Origin of the sequence: Massilia sp. CT11-137, assembly GCF_047302885.1 — a bacterium.
GTDB lineage: Bacteria > Pseudomonadota > Gammaproteobacteria > Burkholderiales > Burkholderiaceae_D > Telluria > Telluria orientalis.
The window spans coordinates 751,401-767,258 of sequence record NZ_JBKYMP010000002.1; the positions used below are offsets into that span (position 1 = coordinate 751,401).

At 64.9% G+C, this 15,858-nt stretch carries 15 protein-coding genes; 12 read left to right on the top strand and 3 right to left on the bottom strand.

Features of this window, described 5'->3' with window-relative positions:
- The first annotated feature begins 77 nt into the window (after positions 1–77).
- From tyrS to ruvB, 10 genes are all read left to right on the top strand, one after another.
- A complete protein-coding gene (gene tyrS / locus ACEN98_RS20085; RefSeq protein WP_413386687.1) occupies positions 78–1,352 on the top strand; it encodes a tyrosine--tRNA ligase in 1,275 nt (424 codons plus the stop codon).
- Positions 1,349–1,807 (top strand): D-aminoacyl-tRNA deacylase, encoded by a 459-nt coding sequence (dtd, locus tag ACEN98_RS20090; RefSeq protein ID WP_413386689.1) that lies wholly within the window; start codon positions 1,349–1,351, stop codon positions 1,805–1,807. The genes tyrS and dtd overlap by 4 nt, the downstream gene beginning before the upstream one ends.
- A 58-nt stretch (positions 1,808–1,865) precedes the next feature.
- A complete protein-coding gene (locus tag ACEN98_RS20095; protein WP_413386691.1) occupies positions 1,866–2,540 on the top strand; it encodes a YbhB/YbcL family Raf kinase inhibitor-like protein in 675 nt (224 codons plus the stop codon).
- A gap of 57 nt (positions 2,541–2,597) precedes the next feature.
- Positions 2,598–3,272, top strand: coding sequence for a histidine phosphatase family protein (locus ACEN98_RS20100; RefSeq protein WP_413386693.1), 675 nt, complete (start codon positions 2,598–2,600; stop codon positions 3,270–3,272).
- Between the two features lie 132 nt (positions 3,273–3,404).
- Positions 3,405–4,430, top strand: a complete 1,026-nt coding sequence (gene dusB, locus ACEN98_RS20105; RefSeq protein ID WP_413386695.1) for a tRNA dihydrouridine synthase DusB — start codon at positions 3,405–3,407, stop codon at positions 4,428–4,430.
- A gap of 194 nt (positions 4,431–4,624) precedes the next feature.
- Positions 4,625–4,858, top strand: a complete 234-nt coding sequence (locus ACEN98_RS20110; RefSeq protein WP_036235444.1) for a helix-turn-helix domain-containing protein — start codon at positions 4,625–4,627, stop codon at positions 4,856–4,858.
- A 94-nt stretch (positions 4,859–4,952) separates the two neighbouring features.
- A complete protein-coding gene (purH, locus tag ACEN98_RS20115; protein ID WP_413386697.1) occupies positions 4,953–6,539 on the top strand; it encodes a bifunctional phosphoribosylaminoimidazolecarboxamide formyltransferase/IMP cyclohydrolase in 1,587 nt (528 codons plus the stop codon).
- 219 nt (positions 6,540–6,758) lie between these two features.
- Entirely contained in the window at positions 6,759–7,304 is a 546-nt protein-coding gene (gene ruvC / locus ACEN98_RS20120) for a crossover junction endodeoxyribonuclease RuvC (protein WP_413338757.1), read from the top strand.
- 16 nt (positions 7,305–7,320) lie between these two features.
- The gene (gene ruvA, locus ACEN98_RS20125) at positions 7,321–7,899 is read left to right on the top strand and encodes a Holliday junction branch migration protein RuvA (RefSeq protein ID WP_036235449.1); all 579 of its coding nucleotides are present in this window, start codon (positions 7,321–7,323) and stop codon (positions 7,897–7,899) included.
- A gap of 109 nt (positions 7,900–8,008) precedes the next feature.
- Complete coding sequence (gene ruvB, locus ACEN98_RS20130; protein WP_056122374.1) at positions 8,009–9,076, top strand: Holliday junction branch migration DNA helicase RuvB; 1,068 nt, start codon at positions 8,009–8,011, stop codon at positions 9,074–9,076.
- 6 nt (positions 9,077–9,082) lie between these two features.
- On the opposite strand, the gene ACEN98_RS20135 is transcribed toward ruvB, so the two are convergent.
- The 3 genes from ACEN98_RS20135 to ACEN98_RS20145 all read right to left on the bottom strand — a co-directional run bounded on the left by ACEN98_RS20135 (position 9,083) and on the right by ACEN98_RS20145 (position 10,548).
- Positions 9,083–9,487 (bottom strand): hypothetical protein, encoded by a 405-nt coding sequence (locus ACEN98_RS20135; RefSeq protein ID WP_413386700.1) that lies wholly within the window; start codon positions 9,485–9,487, stop codon positions 9,083–9,085.
- Positions 9,488–9,583: 96 nt separating this feature from the next.
- Positions 9,584–10,036: a DUF2147 domain-containing protein gene (locus tag ACEN98_RS20140; RefSeq protein WP_413386702.1), complete on the bottom strand. Its 453-nt coding sequence runs from the start codon at positions 10,034–10,036 to the stop codon at positions 9,584–9,586.
- Between the two features lie 80 nt (positions 10,037–10,116).
- The gene (locus ACEN98_RS20145) at positions 10,117–10,548 is read right to left on the bottom strand and encodes a hypothetical protein (RefSeq protein WP_413386705.1); all 432 of its coding nucleotides are present in this window, start codon (positions 10,546–10,548) and stop codon (positions 10,117–10,119) included.
- A gap of 297 nt (positions 10,549–10,845) precedes the next feature.
- Here ACEN98_RS20145 and carA point away from each other — a divergent pair, with 297 nt between their 5' ends.
- On the top strand, positions 10,846–12,024 hold the full coding sequence (carA, locus tag ACEN98_RS20150) for a glutamine-hydrolyzing carbamoyl-phosphate synthase small subunit (protein WP_413386707.1): 1,179 nt from the start codon (positions 10,846–10,848) through the stop codon (positions 12,022–12,024).
- A complete protein-coding gene (gene carB, locus ACEN98_RS20155; RefSeq protein WP_413386709.1) occupies positions 12,008–15,841 on the top strand; it encodes a carbamoyl-phosphate synthase large subunit in 3,834 nt (1,277 codons plus the stop codon). Before carA ends, carB begins: the two co-directional genes overlap by 17 nt.
- The last annotated feature ends 17 nt before the right edge of the window (positions 15,842–15,858 follow it).

Consider the following 15,858-nt stretch of genomic DNA (forward strand, 5'->3'; position numbering starts at 1 on the left):
CAAGATTGACGGGATCGCGAATTATATCAAAATACCGGGTCTTACAACCGCTTTAGTCCTTTTCCTACAAATTTTTTATGACTTCTCCAGAAATTTCTGGTAATGCAAAAATTGCAACGCCAGCAGCCGGTCCGGCTCCTCTGCCCCTGAGCGACGCCGTCCAGGAAGCCCTCGCCATCACCAAACGCGGTGTGGACGAGCTGCTGATCGAGAGCGAATTTGCCCAGAAACTGGCCCGTTCGGAGCAGAGCGGCACCCCGCTGCGCATCAAGCTGGGCCTGGACCCGACGGCGCCCGACCTCCACCTGGGCCACACGGTGGTGCTGAACAAGCTGCGCCAGCTGCAGGACCTGGGCCACCAGGTGATCTTCCTGATCGGCGATTTCACGTCGATGATCGGCGACCCGTCGGGCCGCAACGCGACCCGTCCGCCGCTGACCCGCGAGCAGATCGAAGCGAACGCCACCACCTATTTCAAGCAGGCGTCGCTCGTGCTCGACCCGGCGCGCACGGAAATCCGCTACAACTCCGAATGGTGCGACGCCCTCGGCGCGCGCGGCATGATCCAGCTCGCCTCGCGCTACACCGTGGCCCGCATGATGGAGCGCGACGACTTTACCAAGCGCTACAAGAGTGGGACTCCCATCTCGGTCCACGAGTTCCTCTATCCTTTGATGCAGGGCTATGATTCCGTCGCTTTGAAAGCGGATCTTGAGCTGGGTGGAACGGACCAGAAATTTAATCTGCTGGTCGGCCGTGAACTGCAGAAAGATTACGGCCAGGAACCTCAGTGCATCCTGACGATGCCGCTGCTGGAAGGCCTGGACGGCGTCGAGAAGATGTCCAAGTCCAAGAACAACTACATCGGCATCACGGAACCGGCCAACACGATGTTCGGCAAGCTGATGAGCATCTCGGACGTGATGATGTGGAAGTACTACGAGCTGCTGTCGTTCCGTTCGATCCAGGACCTGGCCGCGTTGAAGGCCGAAGTCGAGGGCGGCCGCAACCCGCGCGATGCGAAGGTGGCGCTGGCCCAGGAAATCGTGGCCCGCTTCCACTCGCAGCAGGCGGCCGAGGATGCGCTGGCCGACTTCGTCAACCGCTCCAAGGGCGGCATTCCGGACGACGTGCCGGAAGTGGCCGTCTCGGGCGCACCGCTGGGCCTGCCGCAACTGCTGCGCCAGACGGCCTTGTGCGCCTCCAGCTCGGAAGCGATGCGCATGATCGACCAGGGCGGCGTGCGCATCGACGGCACGGTCGTCTCCGACAAGGCGCTGCAGGTGCAGGCCGGCACGTTCGTGCTGCAGGTCGGCAAGCGCAAGTTCGCCCGCGTGACGTTGAGCGCATGATCGGCCTGCTGCAACGGGTCGGCGAGGCCAGCGTCACGGTCGACGGCGAGGTCACGGGTGCGATCGGGCGCGGCCTGATGGTGCTCGTGTGCGCGGAAAAGGGCGACACCGAGCGGGAAGCCGACGCGCTGCTCGCGAAACTGCTGACCTACCGCGTGTTTGCCGACGACGCCGGCAAGATGAACCGCAGCGTGACGGACGTGGCGGGCGGCCTGCTGCTCGTGCCGCAGTTCACGCTGGCGGCGGACACCCGCTCCGGCACCCGCCCGTCGTTTTCGCCCGCCGCCGCGCCCGAGGACGGACGCCGGCTGTTCGACCATGTCGTGCGCCAGGCGCGCGAGCGTCACGGTATCGTCGAAACCGGCCGTTTCGGCGCCGACATGAAGGTGGCGCTGATCAATGACGGACCGGTGACGTTCTGGCTGCGCATTGATCCACCCCGTGTCGCGCACTGAAACCGGAAACCGCGCGCCGCGGCGAGAGTCTGAGGCTAAGGATGCAGGGAGAAAGAACATGAAGATCTGGAGCGATTCCTTTACCGAGGGCGACATGATTCCGCCCAGATGTGCGTTCGCCGAGATGGACCCCGGCAACCACATCAAGCTGTCGACCAACCGCAGCCCGCACATCGCCTGGGACGACGTGCCGGCCGGTACGCAGTCGCTGGTCCTGCTCGTGCACGACATCGACGTGCCGACGGACGGCACGGACGTGAACAAGGAGGGCCGGAGCGTGCCCGATGCGCTGCCGCGCACGGACTTCTATCACTGGTCCCTCGTCGACATTCCCGTGTGCCTGAAATCCTTCGCCGAGGGCAAGTTCTCGGACATGGTCACGCCGGGCGGCAAGAGCGGGCCGCTGGTGCCGTTCACGATCAAGAACGGCACGGAACACCAGCTGCGCCACGGCGTCAACGATTACACGGGCTGGTTCGCGAACGATCCCGACATGGCGGGCGAATACTATGGCTACGACGGCCCGTGCCCCCCATGGAACGACGAACGCGTGCACACCTATGTCTTTACGCTGTACGCCCTCGACATCCCGCGCCTGCCGCTGGCAGGCCGCTTCACGGGCAAGGAAGTGCGCCTGGCGATCACGGGGCACATCCTGGACGAGGCGAAGATCTTCGGCGTGTACTCGCTGAACCCGGACGTGACGGGCAACCTGATCGGCCAGCCTTCCTGATTTTTTTGACAAGCTACGCTTGAATGATCGCTCCGCGGTGCGGAGCGGCGCATCCGCATGACGACAACGAACGCATCCGCAGCACCCACCGACATCCTCCTGATCCGTCACGGCGAAACGGCCTGGAACGCCGAACGCCGCCTGCAAGGCCACCTGGACATTCCACTGAACGACGAAGGCGAGCGCCAGGCCGCACTGCTGGCGGGCGCGCTCGCGGGCGAGCCTCTCGACCTCATCGTCGCGAGCGACTTGCGCCGGGCGCACCAGACCGCCCAGGCCGTGGCCGACCACCGCGGACTGACGGTGGCCATCGACCCGGCGCTGCGCGAGCGCGGCTATGGCGGCTTCGAAGGCTTGCTGTACAGCGAGATCGAAGAACGTTTCCCACGTGAATTCGCCGCCTGGCAGGCGCGCGACGTCGATGCGCAACTGCCGCCGGGCCGCAACGTGGGCGAGAGCTTCCGGTCGTTCTTCGACCGCGCGACCGGCGCCATCCTCGCGCTGGCGGCGGACCATCCCGGCAAGACGATCGCGCTCGTCGCGCATGGCGGCGTGCTGGAATGTGCCTACCGCCTGGCGCGCGGGCTGCCGCTGGAGACGCCGCGCGACTTCAAGGTCTACAACGCCAGCATCAACCGTTTCCGCTTCGACCCGGCCGATCGCAGCCTCGTCCTGGGTAGCTGGGGCGAGGTCGATCACCTGCGTCCGGCCGTGCTCGACGAGCTTCCCTAAAAGGCATGCTGGTGGGGTTGGCAAGCGTTTTCTGGCGCGTGCGCAACAATCCCATAAAAAAATGTGCTGATAAATTGAGCAGCGCTTCGGGTAAAATAGCGAGTTCCCGTCGCTTCCCGTGAATTTTCTGCCGTGCAAATTGGTCCTTATACGCTGCGTAACAATGTCTTCGTCGCCCCGATGGCCGGGGTGACCGATCGTCCGTTCCGCCAGTTGTGCAAGACGCTGGGCGCGGGCTATGCGGTGTCCGAGATGGCCGCGTCGAATCCGCGCCTGTGGGCCAGCGAGAAATCGTCGCGGCGCACGGACCACGCGGGCGAGATGGAGCCGAAGGCCGTGCAGATCGCCGGTGCCGACCCGCACGACCTGGCCGAATGCGCCAGGTTCAACGTCGAGCGCGGCGCCCAGATCATCGACATCAATATGGGGTGCCCGGTCAAGAAGGTGTGCAATAACTGGTGCGGTTCGGCGCTGCTGCAGCACGAAGACCTCGTGCAGCGCATCCTGGACGCCGTCGTGAACGCCGTCGACGTGCCCGTCACCCTGAAATTCCGCACCGGCTGGGATCGCCAAAACAAGAACGCGCTGACGATCGCCCGCATGGCCGAGGAGGCCGGCATCGCGATGCTGACCCTGCACGGCCGCACCCGCGCCGACGGCTACAAGGGCGATGCGGAGTACGACACCATCGCCGCCGTCAAGGCCGCCGTGAAGCTACCCGTCGTGGCCAACGGCGACATCACGACGCCGGACAAGGCGAAGTTCGTGCTGGATTACACCGGCGCCGATGCGGTGATGATCGGCCGCGCCGCCCAGGGCCGTCCCTGGATCTGTCGCGAAATCGATTACTTCCTGCGCACGGGGGCGTACCTGCCGCCGCCGCTGGTCGAAGAGGTGCGCGAGCTGATGCACGAACACCTGCCGGCCCACTACGCCTTTTACGGCGAATACCTGGGCGTGCGCACGGCGCGCAAGCACATCGGCTGGTATGTCGAAGACCTGCCCGGCGGCGAAGAATTCCGCCAGCGCATGAACCGTTTGGAATCGACCGCTGAACAATTATCCGCCGTCGATGAGTTTTTTAAATCGCAACACCGGTATGGCGACCGGTTACAATACCGGCCCGCGCATCCTGACGATGACGCGATTGCCGCCTAAAAGGAGGCCCGTAAACCTGCTGCGCGTTGCAATTTGGTCCTGCGATGCTCGCTGTACTGGCGTACAGCTGTGCTTCTCGAACAAAATTACTGCCGCTCGCGACGGTTTCCGAGACTCCTTTAAACAACAATTAGAAGAACGTCGGAGACAAACGCTGCCAAAAGCAGCATTTAACCAGGATGAAGCTGTAAACCATGAGCAAAGAAAGTATCCAGGAAGTCGTTCAAAAAAGCCTCGAAGACTATTTCAACGACCTGGGCGAGCAGAAACCGACGAACATCTACGACATGATGCTCCTGACCGTCGAAAAACCGATCCTGCAAGTGGTGATGACGCGGGCGGAGGGCAATCAGTCGCATGCCGCCCAGATGCTGGGCATTAATCGCAATACATTACGCAAGAAGTTGCAGGAGCACGGGCTGCTGTAAGCGCCGGCGGAGGGGCCGGGGCGTGCAGGCGTGCGTCGGGCCCTTTGTCCGGCGTGCGCGAGCCCGTCCAGATTTTTTTCAACAGGCCACTCCCATGATCAAACAAGCACTCATCTCCGTTTCCGACAAAACCGGCGTCCTCGATTTCGCGCGTGCGCTGTCCGCCCTCGGCGTGAACATCCTGTCCACTGGCGGTACCGCTAAACTGCTGCAGGACAATGGCGTGCCGGTCACCGAAGTCGCAGACTACACTGGCTTCCCGGAAATGCTCGATGGCCGCGTGAAGACGCTGCATCCGAAGGTCCACGGCGGCATCCTGGCCCGCCGCGACTTCCCGGAACACGTTGCCAAGCTGGAAGAGCACGGCATCCCGCAGATCGACATGGTGGTGGTCAACCTGTACCCGTTCCAGGCCACCGTCGCCAAGGAGCAATGCTCGCTGGAAGACGCGATCGAGAACATCGATATCGGCGGCCCGACCATGCTGCGCTCGGCGGCCAAGAACCACCGCGACGTCGTCGTCATCGTCGACCCGGCCGACTACGGTCCGGTGCTGGCCGAGATGAAAGGTACCGGCGAAGCGGCCGGCAGCGTCGGCTACGAGACGAAATTCCGCCTGGCCAAGAAAGTGTTCGCGCACACGGCGCAATACGACGCCGCCATCACGAACTACCTGACGAGCCTTGGCCCGGACAAGGATCACACGAACCGCGCCGCCTACCCGCAGACGCTGAACCTGCACTTCGAAAAAGTCCAGGACATGCGCTACGGCGAAAACCCGCACCAGACGGCCGCGTTCTACCGCGACCTCGTGCCGGCCGCCGGCAGCCTGGCCAACTACCGCCAGCTGCAGGGCAAGGAACTGTCGTACAACAATATCGCCGACGCGGACGCGGCCTGGGAATGCGTCAAGTCGCTGGGCGGCTTCAACATGCCGGCCGGCTGCGTGATCATCAAGCACGCGAACCCGTGCGGCGTCGCGATCGGCGCCGACGCGCTGGACGCTTACCAGCGCGCCCTCAAGACCGACCCGACGTCGGCCTTCGGCGGCATCATCGCCTTCAACGTGCCGGTCGACGGCCCGGCGGCGGAAGCCATCGCCAAGCTGTTCGTGGAAGTCCTGATCGCCCCGGCGTTCACGGCCGAAGCGCTGCAGATCATGTCGGCCAAGCAGAACGTGCGCCTGCTGGAAATCGCCCTGGGCGACGGCCAGAACGTGTACGACGTCAAGCGCGTGGGTGGCGGCCTGCTCGTGCAGTCGCCGGACGCGAAGAACGTCGGCATGGGCGACCTGCGCGTCGTGTCGAAAAAGCAGCCGACTCCGCAGCAGATGCAGGACCTGATGTTCGCGTGGCGCGTGGCCAAGTACGTGAAATCGAACGCGATCGTGTTCTGCGCCGGCGGCATGACCCTCGGCGTGGGCGCCGGCCAGATGAGCCGCATCGACTCCGCACGCATCGCCTCGATCAAGGCGCAGAACGCCGGGCTGTCGCTGGTGGGCTCGGCCGTGGCGTCGGATGCGTTCTTCCCGTTCCGCGACGGTCTCGATGTCGTCGTTGACGCGGGCGCGACCTGCGTCATCCACCCGGGCGGCTCGATGCGCGACCAGGAAGTGATCGACGCGGCGGATGAACGTGGCGTGGTCATGCTCTATACTGGTACGCGTCACTTCCGCCACTGATTTGCCGACGTTGGCATTGCGTTGACGTTCGCGTGGGCTCGGGGAGCCCACCCTACGCCGGTGAGTGATCGTAGTTCGCGTGGGCTCGGGGAGCTCACCCTACGCCGGTGGGTGATCGTAGGGTGGGCACCCTGTGCCCACGCGATGGTTTTGCCATCGACCTGTGTTTTTGCACAGTATTTTTCCCACGAAACACCCGCGCCGGTATAACATTCGATAATGATTATTCTCGGCATCGACCCGGGCCTGCGTACGACAGGGTTCGGCGTCATTGAAAAGCAAGGCAACCGGTTGCGCTACATCGCGTCCGGTACCATCAAGACGGGCACCGAGGGCGCGCTGCCGCCGCGGCTGAAAGTCATCCTGACCGGCGTCAGCGAAATCGTCGCCACCTACCAGCCGGCCTGCGCGGCCATCGAAAAAGTCTTCGTCAACGTCAATCCGCAGTCGACCCTGCTGCTCGGCCAGGCGCGCGGCGCCGCGATCACGGCCCTCGTCGGCGCCGACCTCGACGTGGCGGAGTACACGCCCACGCAGGTCAAGCAAGCTGTTGTCGGCACGGGCAAGGCCGTCAAGGCGCAGGTGCAGGACATGGTTGCGCGCCTGCTCAAGCTGCCGGGCCTGCCGGGCGCGGATGCGGCCGACGCGCTCGGCATTGCCATCTGCCATGCCAACAGCCAGGATGCGCTGGCACTGATCGGCACGCTCGCACCTGGCAATCCGAAAAAGCCGACGCTGCACATGAAGCGCGGCCGCCTCGTCTAATTATTGAAAGGTCACCATGATCGGTCGTCTCTCCGGAGTCCTGCTGGAAAAGAACCCGCCGCAAGTGCTCGTCGATTGCCAGGGCGTCGGCTATGAAGTCGACGTACCGATGAGCACGTTCTACAACCTGCCGCACACGGGTGAGAAGGTCACGCTGTTCACGCATTACGTCGTGCGCGAGGATGCGCACCTGCTGTTCGGCTTCGGGTCGGCGAACGAGCGCGCCGTGTTCCGCCAGCTGATCAAGATCACCGGCGTCGGCGCGCGCACGGCGTTGTCCATCCTGTCCGGCATGACTGTGAACGATCTCGCCCAGGCCGTGACGTTGCAGGAAGCAGGGCGCCTGGTCAAGGTGCCGGGCATCGGCAAGAAGACGGCCGAGCGCCTGCTGCTGGAACTGAAGGGCAAGCTGGGCGCCGACATCGGCGTCGCGGCCGGCACGCCGCACGACGATGCGCAGGCAGACGTGCTCAATGCGCTGCTGGCTTTGGGGTATTCTGACAAGGAAGCCCTCATCGCCATCAAGAACATGCCGGCCGGGACCAGCGTGTCCGACGGCATCAAGCTGGCGTTGAAGGCGTTGTCCAAGGCGTAATTTGGCAGGGGGCACCACGTGCCCACGCGGACGTCCGCGGTCCGCAAACGTAACGCGTGGGCGGAGGCCGCCCACCCTACGTGACACCGGCACCATTTAAGATAATGTAATGAGCATCCAGACCGACAATTTCACCGAGCAGCGCATCATCGACGCCGCGCCGGCCTCGCCCAACGAGGAGGCGATCGAGCGCGCGTTGCGTCCCAAGCATCTGGACGAATACGTCGGCCAGGAAAAGATCCGCGACCAGCTCGAAATCTTCATCCACGCGGCCAGGAAGCGCCGCGAGGCGCTCGACCACACGCTGCTGTTCGGCCCGCCGGGCCTCGGCAAGACGACGCTGGCGCACATCATCGCGCGCGAGATGGGCGTCAACCTGCGTCAGACGTCCGGCCCCGTGCTGGAGCGCCCCGGCGACCTGGCCGCGCTGCTGACGAACCTGGAAGCGAACGACGTCCTGTTCATCGACGAGATTCACCGCCTGTCGCCCGTGGTCGAGGAGATCCTGTACCCGGCGCTGGAAGACTACCAGATCGACATCATGATCGGCGAAGGCCCGGCCGCGCGTTCCGTGAAGCTCGACCTGCAGCCGTTCACGCTCGTCGGCGCCACGACGCGCGCGGGCATGCTGACGAATCCGCTGCGCGACCGCTTCGGCATCGTCGCCCGGCTGGAATTCTACAACGTCGAGGAATTGACGAAGATCGTCGCCCGCAGCGCCGCGCTGCTGGAGGCGCCGACCGACGAAGAGGGCGCGCGCGAAGTCGCCAAGCGCGCCCGCGGCACGCCCCGCATCGCCAACCGCCTGCTGCGCCGCGTGCGCGATTATGCGGAAGTGAAGGGCAATGGCGAGATCACGCGCGAGATGGCCGACCGCGCGCTGCGCATGCTCGACGTGGATACGGTCGGCTTCGACGTGATGGACCGGAAGCTGCTGGAAGCGGTGCTGTTCAAGTTCGCCGGCGGCCCGGTGGGCATCGGCAACCTGGCGGCCGCCATCGGCGAAGCGGCGGATACCATCGAGGACGTGCTGGAACCGTTCCTGATCCAGCAGGGTTATCTGCAGCGCACGCCGCGCGGGCGCATCGCCACGCCGCTGGCCTACCGGCATTTCGGCGTCGCCGCGCCGCGCATCAGCCCGACCGGCGACCTGTGGGACAACCTCCCGCCTGCCTAGTTCACGTCAGGGCAGCGCCGGCTCCTGCCGGTCGCGCTTGCGCATGGGGCGCTGGCTTTCAGGGAAGCCCGGGAAGACGAAGCTGATGAACATCAGCACCGCGGCCGCGAGCAGCGCGCCGCCGGCCAACAGCATCTCTTCCTGGGTACGCGTCAGGAGGACGGCAATGCTGGCGGCCATCGGCAGCAGCAGCAGCAGGCCACCCAGGATGCGCAGGATGATGGACCGGCGCATGCGCGACCCCAGCAGGGCGATGTACAGGAAGCTGCCGGAAACGAGGCTCATGCCGAACAGGCCGCCCAGCACGGGCCAGCCGGGCATGCCGCGGGTGCTGACATCGGAGAGCACGAGGGGCAGCGCCATCGGGATGACAATGCCGATCAGGAACGACAGGAGCCGCAGGAAGATCATGTGAATGCCAATTGGTTGAATGAAACATTCATCAGATTAGCATAGCGGCACTGGACGTGGCGCGCACGACACGTCCTGTTGTATTTACGAATGTCGTTATTCCTGGCGCAGCCAGACCTGCGACCGCCCGAACATCGGCACGCCCACATAGCCCCGCACTTCGAGCTTCTTGCCGCCTTCGTGGACGCTCAGCTTGCTCTTGTAGACCTTGCCGTTCTTCGGGTCGAGGATCTCGCCGCCCGTGTACTCGTCGCCGTTCTTGCGCAGGCCCGACACGATGGTCATGCCGACGATCGGCTGGTCCTTGCGTGCGCCCTGGCACAGCGTGCATTTCGGGTTCTGGTCCTCTTCCGGCGTGCGGAACAGTTTTTCGATCTTCCCCTGCAGTTCGCCCTGGTTGTCCGTGATACGGATCAGGGCGGTCGGCTTGCCGGAGGCATCGTCGATGGTCTTCCACAGTCCGACGGGAGAAGCGTCCTGGGCCCAGGCGAGCGGGGCGGCGAGAGCGGCGGCAAACGTAAGGATGGCGGCGTGGGCGAGATGGCGCATTGTGTCTCCTGTTGGAATATGGTTGCGTGCTCTGCCAGTGTAGCAAACTGCACGGTCGTTCGGTAAACGACAGCGTGGCCTCAGGAGCCGTTTTGCCGGGCTTTCAGGCCGGCGATCGTCGAGGTGGCTTCGGGCGGCAGTGCCGCGCCGAGGCGGTGCAGGACGAACGGCGTCTTGTCCGGGCCCGTGCACGTGAAGGAGGGCGCGGACGCGTCGTAGCGGCAGGTCATCGCGACGTCCGTCGCCGGCGCGCCTTTCGGCAGGTAGGGCCGCAGCAGCAGCGTGTCGCCGTCCAGCGCCGCGCGGACCGGGAAGCCAATGATGGGGCGCGCGTTGCCTGCCTCCGTGGCCGGCGGTGCGGAGCCGGCCATCAGGCCATCGCCGTCGGCCTGCAGGTACATGACGGTTTGCGCCGCGCCCCAGCTGCCGGCGACGTGGGCAGGCAGGGGATCGGCCGCGTGGGCGGACACATGCCATGCAAAGGCGAACAACAGCGGGATCCGGCGTTTCATGCGTCCTCTCGATGGATGAAGTCCGGACGAGTATAGCGAAGCGCGTGCGCTGTATTGACTCACATTGTCACATCGGGCGGCAACCGCAGCCGGACGGTTCCGTAAGGACGCTTGTAAATCGATATGCGAAGTGTCGTTTTTTTCGTTTTACAAAAAAATTTCCGTGCGGCACCAAAAAAATTGCGCTAATGTTCCGATTCTCGTCGTTTCTGCAAAGCAGGAAACTGGCATCAGGCTACACATGCGCAGCGGGTTTTCCATCGCGCGCTTCACTACATCGTAATGCGAGGAGTCTCCATGAAACACCCTCTCGACCGAGTGCCGGGCACGGAAACCCGGGCGATACTCGCCCTCGCGGACGGCAGCATCTTTCGCGGACATGGCATCGGCGCAACCGGTCACACCACTGGCGAGGTCGTCTTCAACACCGCGATGACTGGCTACCAGGAAATCTTGACCGATCCCAGCTACATGCGCCAGATCGTCACGCTGACCTATCCGCACATCGGCAACACCGGCGTCAATCCGGAAGACGGTGAATCGTCCAATGGTCCCGCAGCGCGGGTCCACGCCGCGGGCCTGGTCATCAAGGATCTGCCGCTGCTGGCATCGAACTTTCGCTCGACCCAGGCACTCTCGGATTACCTGAAGGCCCAGGGCGTGGTCGCCATCGCCGGCATCGACACCCGCAAGCTCACGCGCATCCTGCGCAGCAAGGGGGCGCAGAACGGCGCCATCGCCGTCGGCTTGTCCGCCGAGGAAACGGTCGCGCTGGCCCGTGGCTTCGAAGGCCTGGGGGGCATGGACCTGGCCAGGGTCGCCAGTGTCCGTGAGCGCTACGAGTGGCGCGAAACGGAATGGCGCCTTGGCGCAGGTCATGGTGTCCAGGATGCGCCGCGCTTCCACGTGGTGGCGTACGACTTCGGCATCAAGGCCAACATCCTGCGCATGCTGGCCCAACGCGGCTGCCGCGTGACCGTGGTGCCGGCGCAAACCGGTGCCGCCGAGGTATTGGCGCTCGATCCGGACGGCGTGTTCCTGTCGAACGGCCCCGGCGATCCGGCCCCGTGCGACTATGCGATCGCCGCGTCGCGCGACATCATCGAGCGGGGCGTGCCGACCTTCGGCATCTGCCTCGGCCACCAGATCATGGCGCTCGCTTCGGGCGCGCAGACCGTCAAGATGAAGTTCGGCCACCACGGCGCCAATCACCCCGTGCAGGACCTGGCCAGCGGCCGGGTCATGATCACCTCCCAGAACCACGGTTTCGCGGTCGACGCGGCCACGCTGCCGCCCAATTGCCGGGTAACCCACGTGTCGCTGTTCGACGGTTCGTTGCAAGGCTTCGAGCGTACCGACAGGCCGGCCTTCTGTTTCCAGGGCCACCCCGAGGCCTCCCCCGGTCCGCACGACCTGGGCACCCTTTTCGACCGTTTCATCTCGCTGATGGAGGCAGGCCATGCCCAAGCGCACTGATATCAACAGCATCCTGATCATCGGCGCCGGTCCGATCGTGATCGGCCAGGCGTGCGAATTCGACTACTCGGGCGCCCAGGCCTGCAAGGCCTTGCGCGAGGAGGGCTACAAGGTCATCCTGGTCAACAGCAATCCCGCCACGATCATGACCGACCCCGACATGGCCGACGTCACGTACATCGAGCCGATCCAGTGGGAAGTCGTGGCGCGCATCATCGCCACCGAAAGACCGGACGCCGTCCTGCCCACGATGGGCGGCCAGACGGCGCTCAACTGCGCGCTCGACCTGCATCGCCACGGCGTGCTGGCCGAGCATGGCGTGGAACTGATCGGCGCGACGCCAGACGCCATCGACAAGGCCGAGGATCGCTCCCGGTTCAAGGAGGCGATGACGAAGATCGGCCTGGGCTCGGCCCGTTCGGGCGTGGCCCACGACATGGCCGAGGCCTGGGCCGAGCAGGCCAAGCTGGGCTTCCCCGTCATCATCCGCCCGTCGTTCACGATGGGAGGAAGCGGCGGCGGCATCGCGCACGACGCGCGTGAATTCAACGCCATCTGTGCGCGCGGCCTGGAACTGTCGCCCACCTCCGAACTGCTGATCGAGGAATCGCTCGTCGGCTGGAAGGAATACGAGATGGAGGTCGTCCGCGACAAGAAGGACAACTGCATCATCGTTTGCTCGATCGAGAACCTGGACCCGATGGGCGTGCACACGGGCGACTCGATCACCGTCGCGCCGGCGCAGACGCTGACGGACAAGGAATACCAGATCATGCGCAACGCGTCGCTCGCCGTGCTGCGCGAGATCGGCGTCGACACGGGCGGCTCGAACGTGCAGTTCGCGGTCAACCCGGCCGATGGCCGCATGATCGTCATCGAGATGAATCCGCGCGTGTCGCGTTCGTCGGCGCTCGCTTCCAAGGCCACCGGCTTTCCGATCGCCCGCGTGGCGGCCAAGCTGGCCGTCGGCTTCACGCTCGACGAACTGCGCAACGAGATCACTGGCGGCGCGACCCCGGCCTCGTTCGAGCCGGCTATCGATTACGTGGTCACCAAGATTCCGCGCTTCGCTTTCGAAAAATTCCCCGGTGCCGACACAGGCCTGACCACGCAGATGAAATCCGTGGGCGAAGTGATGGCGATGGGCCGCACCTTCCAGGAGTCGTTCCAGAAAGCGTTGCGCGGCCTGGACATCGGCGTCGATGGGCTGCGCCGCAGGAAATCGTACAGCGAGGTGATCGATGCGGAACTCGCGGCGCCCGGTCCGGAGCGAATCTGGTTCGTGGGCGACGCGTTCGCCCAGGGATATTCGCTGGACGACGTGCATCGTCTGTCGCGCATCGATCCGTGGTTCCTGGCGCAGATCCAGGACCTGGTCGAGGTCGAACTGTGGCTGGAGACCCAGCGCCTCGGCGCCCTGAACGAACCCATCCTGCGCAGGCTGAAGCAACAGGGTTTCTCGGATCGCCGCCTGGCGGCGCTGCTGAAGACCCACGAAGACGAGGTCCGGGCGCGCCGCCACCAGCTGGGCGTGCGCCCCGTGTACAAGCGCGTCGACACCTGCGCCGCCGAATTCGCCACCCGCACCGCGTACCTGTATTCGACCTACGACGACGAGTGCGAAGCCGAACCCACCGACAAGCGCAAGATCATGGTGCTGGGCGGCGGCCCGAACCGCATCGGCCAAGGCATCGAATTCGACTACTGCTGCGTCCATGCCGCCATGGCGCTGCGCGAAGACGGTTACGAGACCATCATGGTCAACTGCAATCCGGAGACCGTCTCGACCGACTACGATACGTCGGACCGCCTGTACTTCGAATCGCTCACCCTGGAAGACGTGCTGGAAATCGTTGCCCTGGAAAAGCCGGAAGGCGTGATCGTCCAGTACGGCGGGCAGACGCCGCTGAAGCTGGCACTGGCGCTGGAGGCCAACGGCGTGCCGATCATCGGCACGTCGCCCGACATGATCGACGCGGCCGAAGACCGCGAGCGCTTCCAGCAGCTGCTGAACAGGCTGGAACTGCGCCAGCCGCTGAACCGCACCGCGCGTACCGAGCTTGACGCCGTGCGCATGGCGGAGGAAATCGGCTATCCGCTGGTGGTGCGCCCATCGTACGTGCTGGGCGGGCGCGCGATGGAGATCGTGCATGAACAGGCCGACCTCGAACGCTACATGCGCGAAGCCGTCAAGGTGTCGCATGATTCGCCGGTGTTGCTGGACCGCTTCCTGAACGACGCCATCGAGTGCGACGTCGACTGCGTCGCGGACGGCACTGACGTCGTGATCGGCGGCGTGATGGAACATATCGAGCAGGCGGGCATCCATTCGGGCGACTCGGCCTGTTCGCTGCCGCCGTATTCGCTGGCGCCGGAGACGATCGCGGAACTCAAGCGCCAGACCTCGCGGATGGCACGCGGCCTGAACGTCGTCGGCCTGATGAACGTGCAGTTCGCGATCCAGCAGGTCAAGGTGGACGGCAGGCTGCGCGACCATGTCTACGTCCTGGAAGTGAACCCGCGCGCCTCGCGCACGGTGCCGTTCGTGTCGAAGGCCACGGGACTGCAACTGGCCAAGATCGCGGCGCGCTGCATGGCGGGGCAGTCGCTGGCGAGCCAGGGCGTGACGGCAGAAGCTGTCCCGTCCCGCTTCTGCGTCAAGGAATCCGTGTTCCCGTTCGCGAAATTCCCCGGCGTCGATACCATCCTCGGCCCGGAAATGAAATCGACGGGCGAAGTGATGGGCGTGGGAGCCACGTTCGGCGAAGCGTTCCACAAGGCGCAACTGGCGGCCAACGTACGCCTGCCGCGCGCAGGCCGGGTCTTCATGCGCGTCAAGCGCGGCGACCAGGCGCGCGCCGTGGCGCTGGCCCGTCAGTTGCACGCGGCCGGTTTCACGCTGTGCGCCAGCCACGTCACCGCGACCGTGATCGCGGCGGCCGACATTCCCGTCGCGACCGTGGACGACGCCGAGGTGCTCGATCTGATGCGCGCTCGCGAGATCGCCCTGGTCGTGTTGACCGTGGACGAGAAGCGCGCCGCCATCTACGCGTCGAGCGCGCTGCGCGTGGCCGCGCTGGCATGCGGTGCGCCGTGCTACACCACCATCGCCGGCGCCGAAGCGGCGCTGGAGGGAATCCGCCACATCGACAACTATGGCCTGTATTCCTTGCGTACGCTGCACGGCGAGACCCCCGCGACGCCGTCCGCGCGCGGCCGCCTGGCGCCGACCGAGTCCGACCTGGCGGCGGCCGCGGCCACGATTCCCGAGCGCCGCCGGCACGAGCGCAAGCGCGTGGCGGGTGCCGAGCCGCTGAAGGTGTTCATCCGCCAGCCGTTCACCGAATCGGACGCGCGGCAGCAGCGCATGATCAGCGACATCATGCACCTGATCGACAGCGCCAACGGGGCACCGTATGCGTTCGATTACCTGACCGGCACGCAGGCCGAAAGCGCCCTCACGTTCAAGCACTCCTTCGAACGCGAGCAGCACATGCCGTTCACGCCCCGGAACTTCCGCAATCACCGCCTGGGATTGCTGGACCACGCGGACGTGATGGTCAACATCCGCGTCGGCATGAGCGAAAGCAGTGCCTTCGAACTGAGTTACCACATCTTCAAGGGACGGCGCACCCCGGTGCTGTTCCTTGTGTGGAAAGGCGCACCGATCAAGACGACCCTGATCCGCGAACTCGAGGACCTGGTCGACGTGACGTACGTCGAATTCGACGAGGTGGAGGAGCTGCGCGCGTCCATCCACCAGTTTTTCAACAGCCGCCGCTTCGATGGCGTATCGAGCCGCGCGCTAAACGATTAAGAACGCCGAGGAATGAA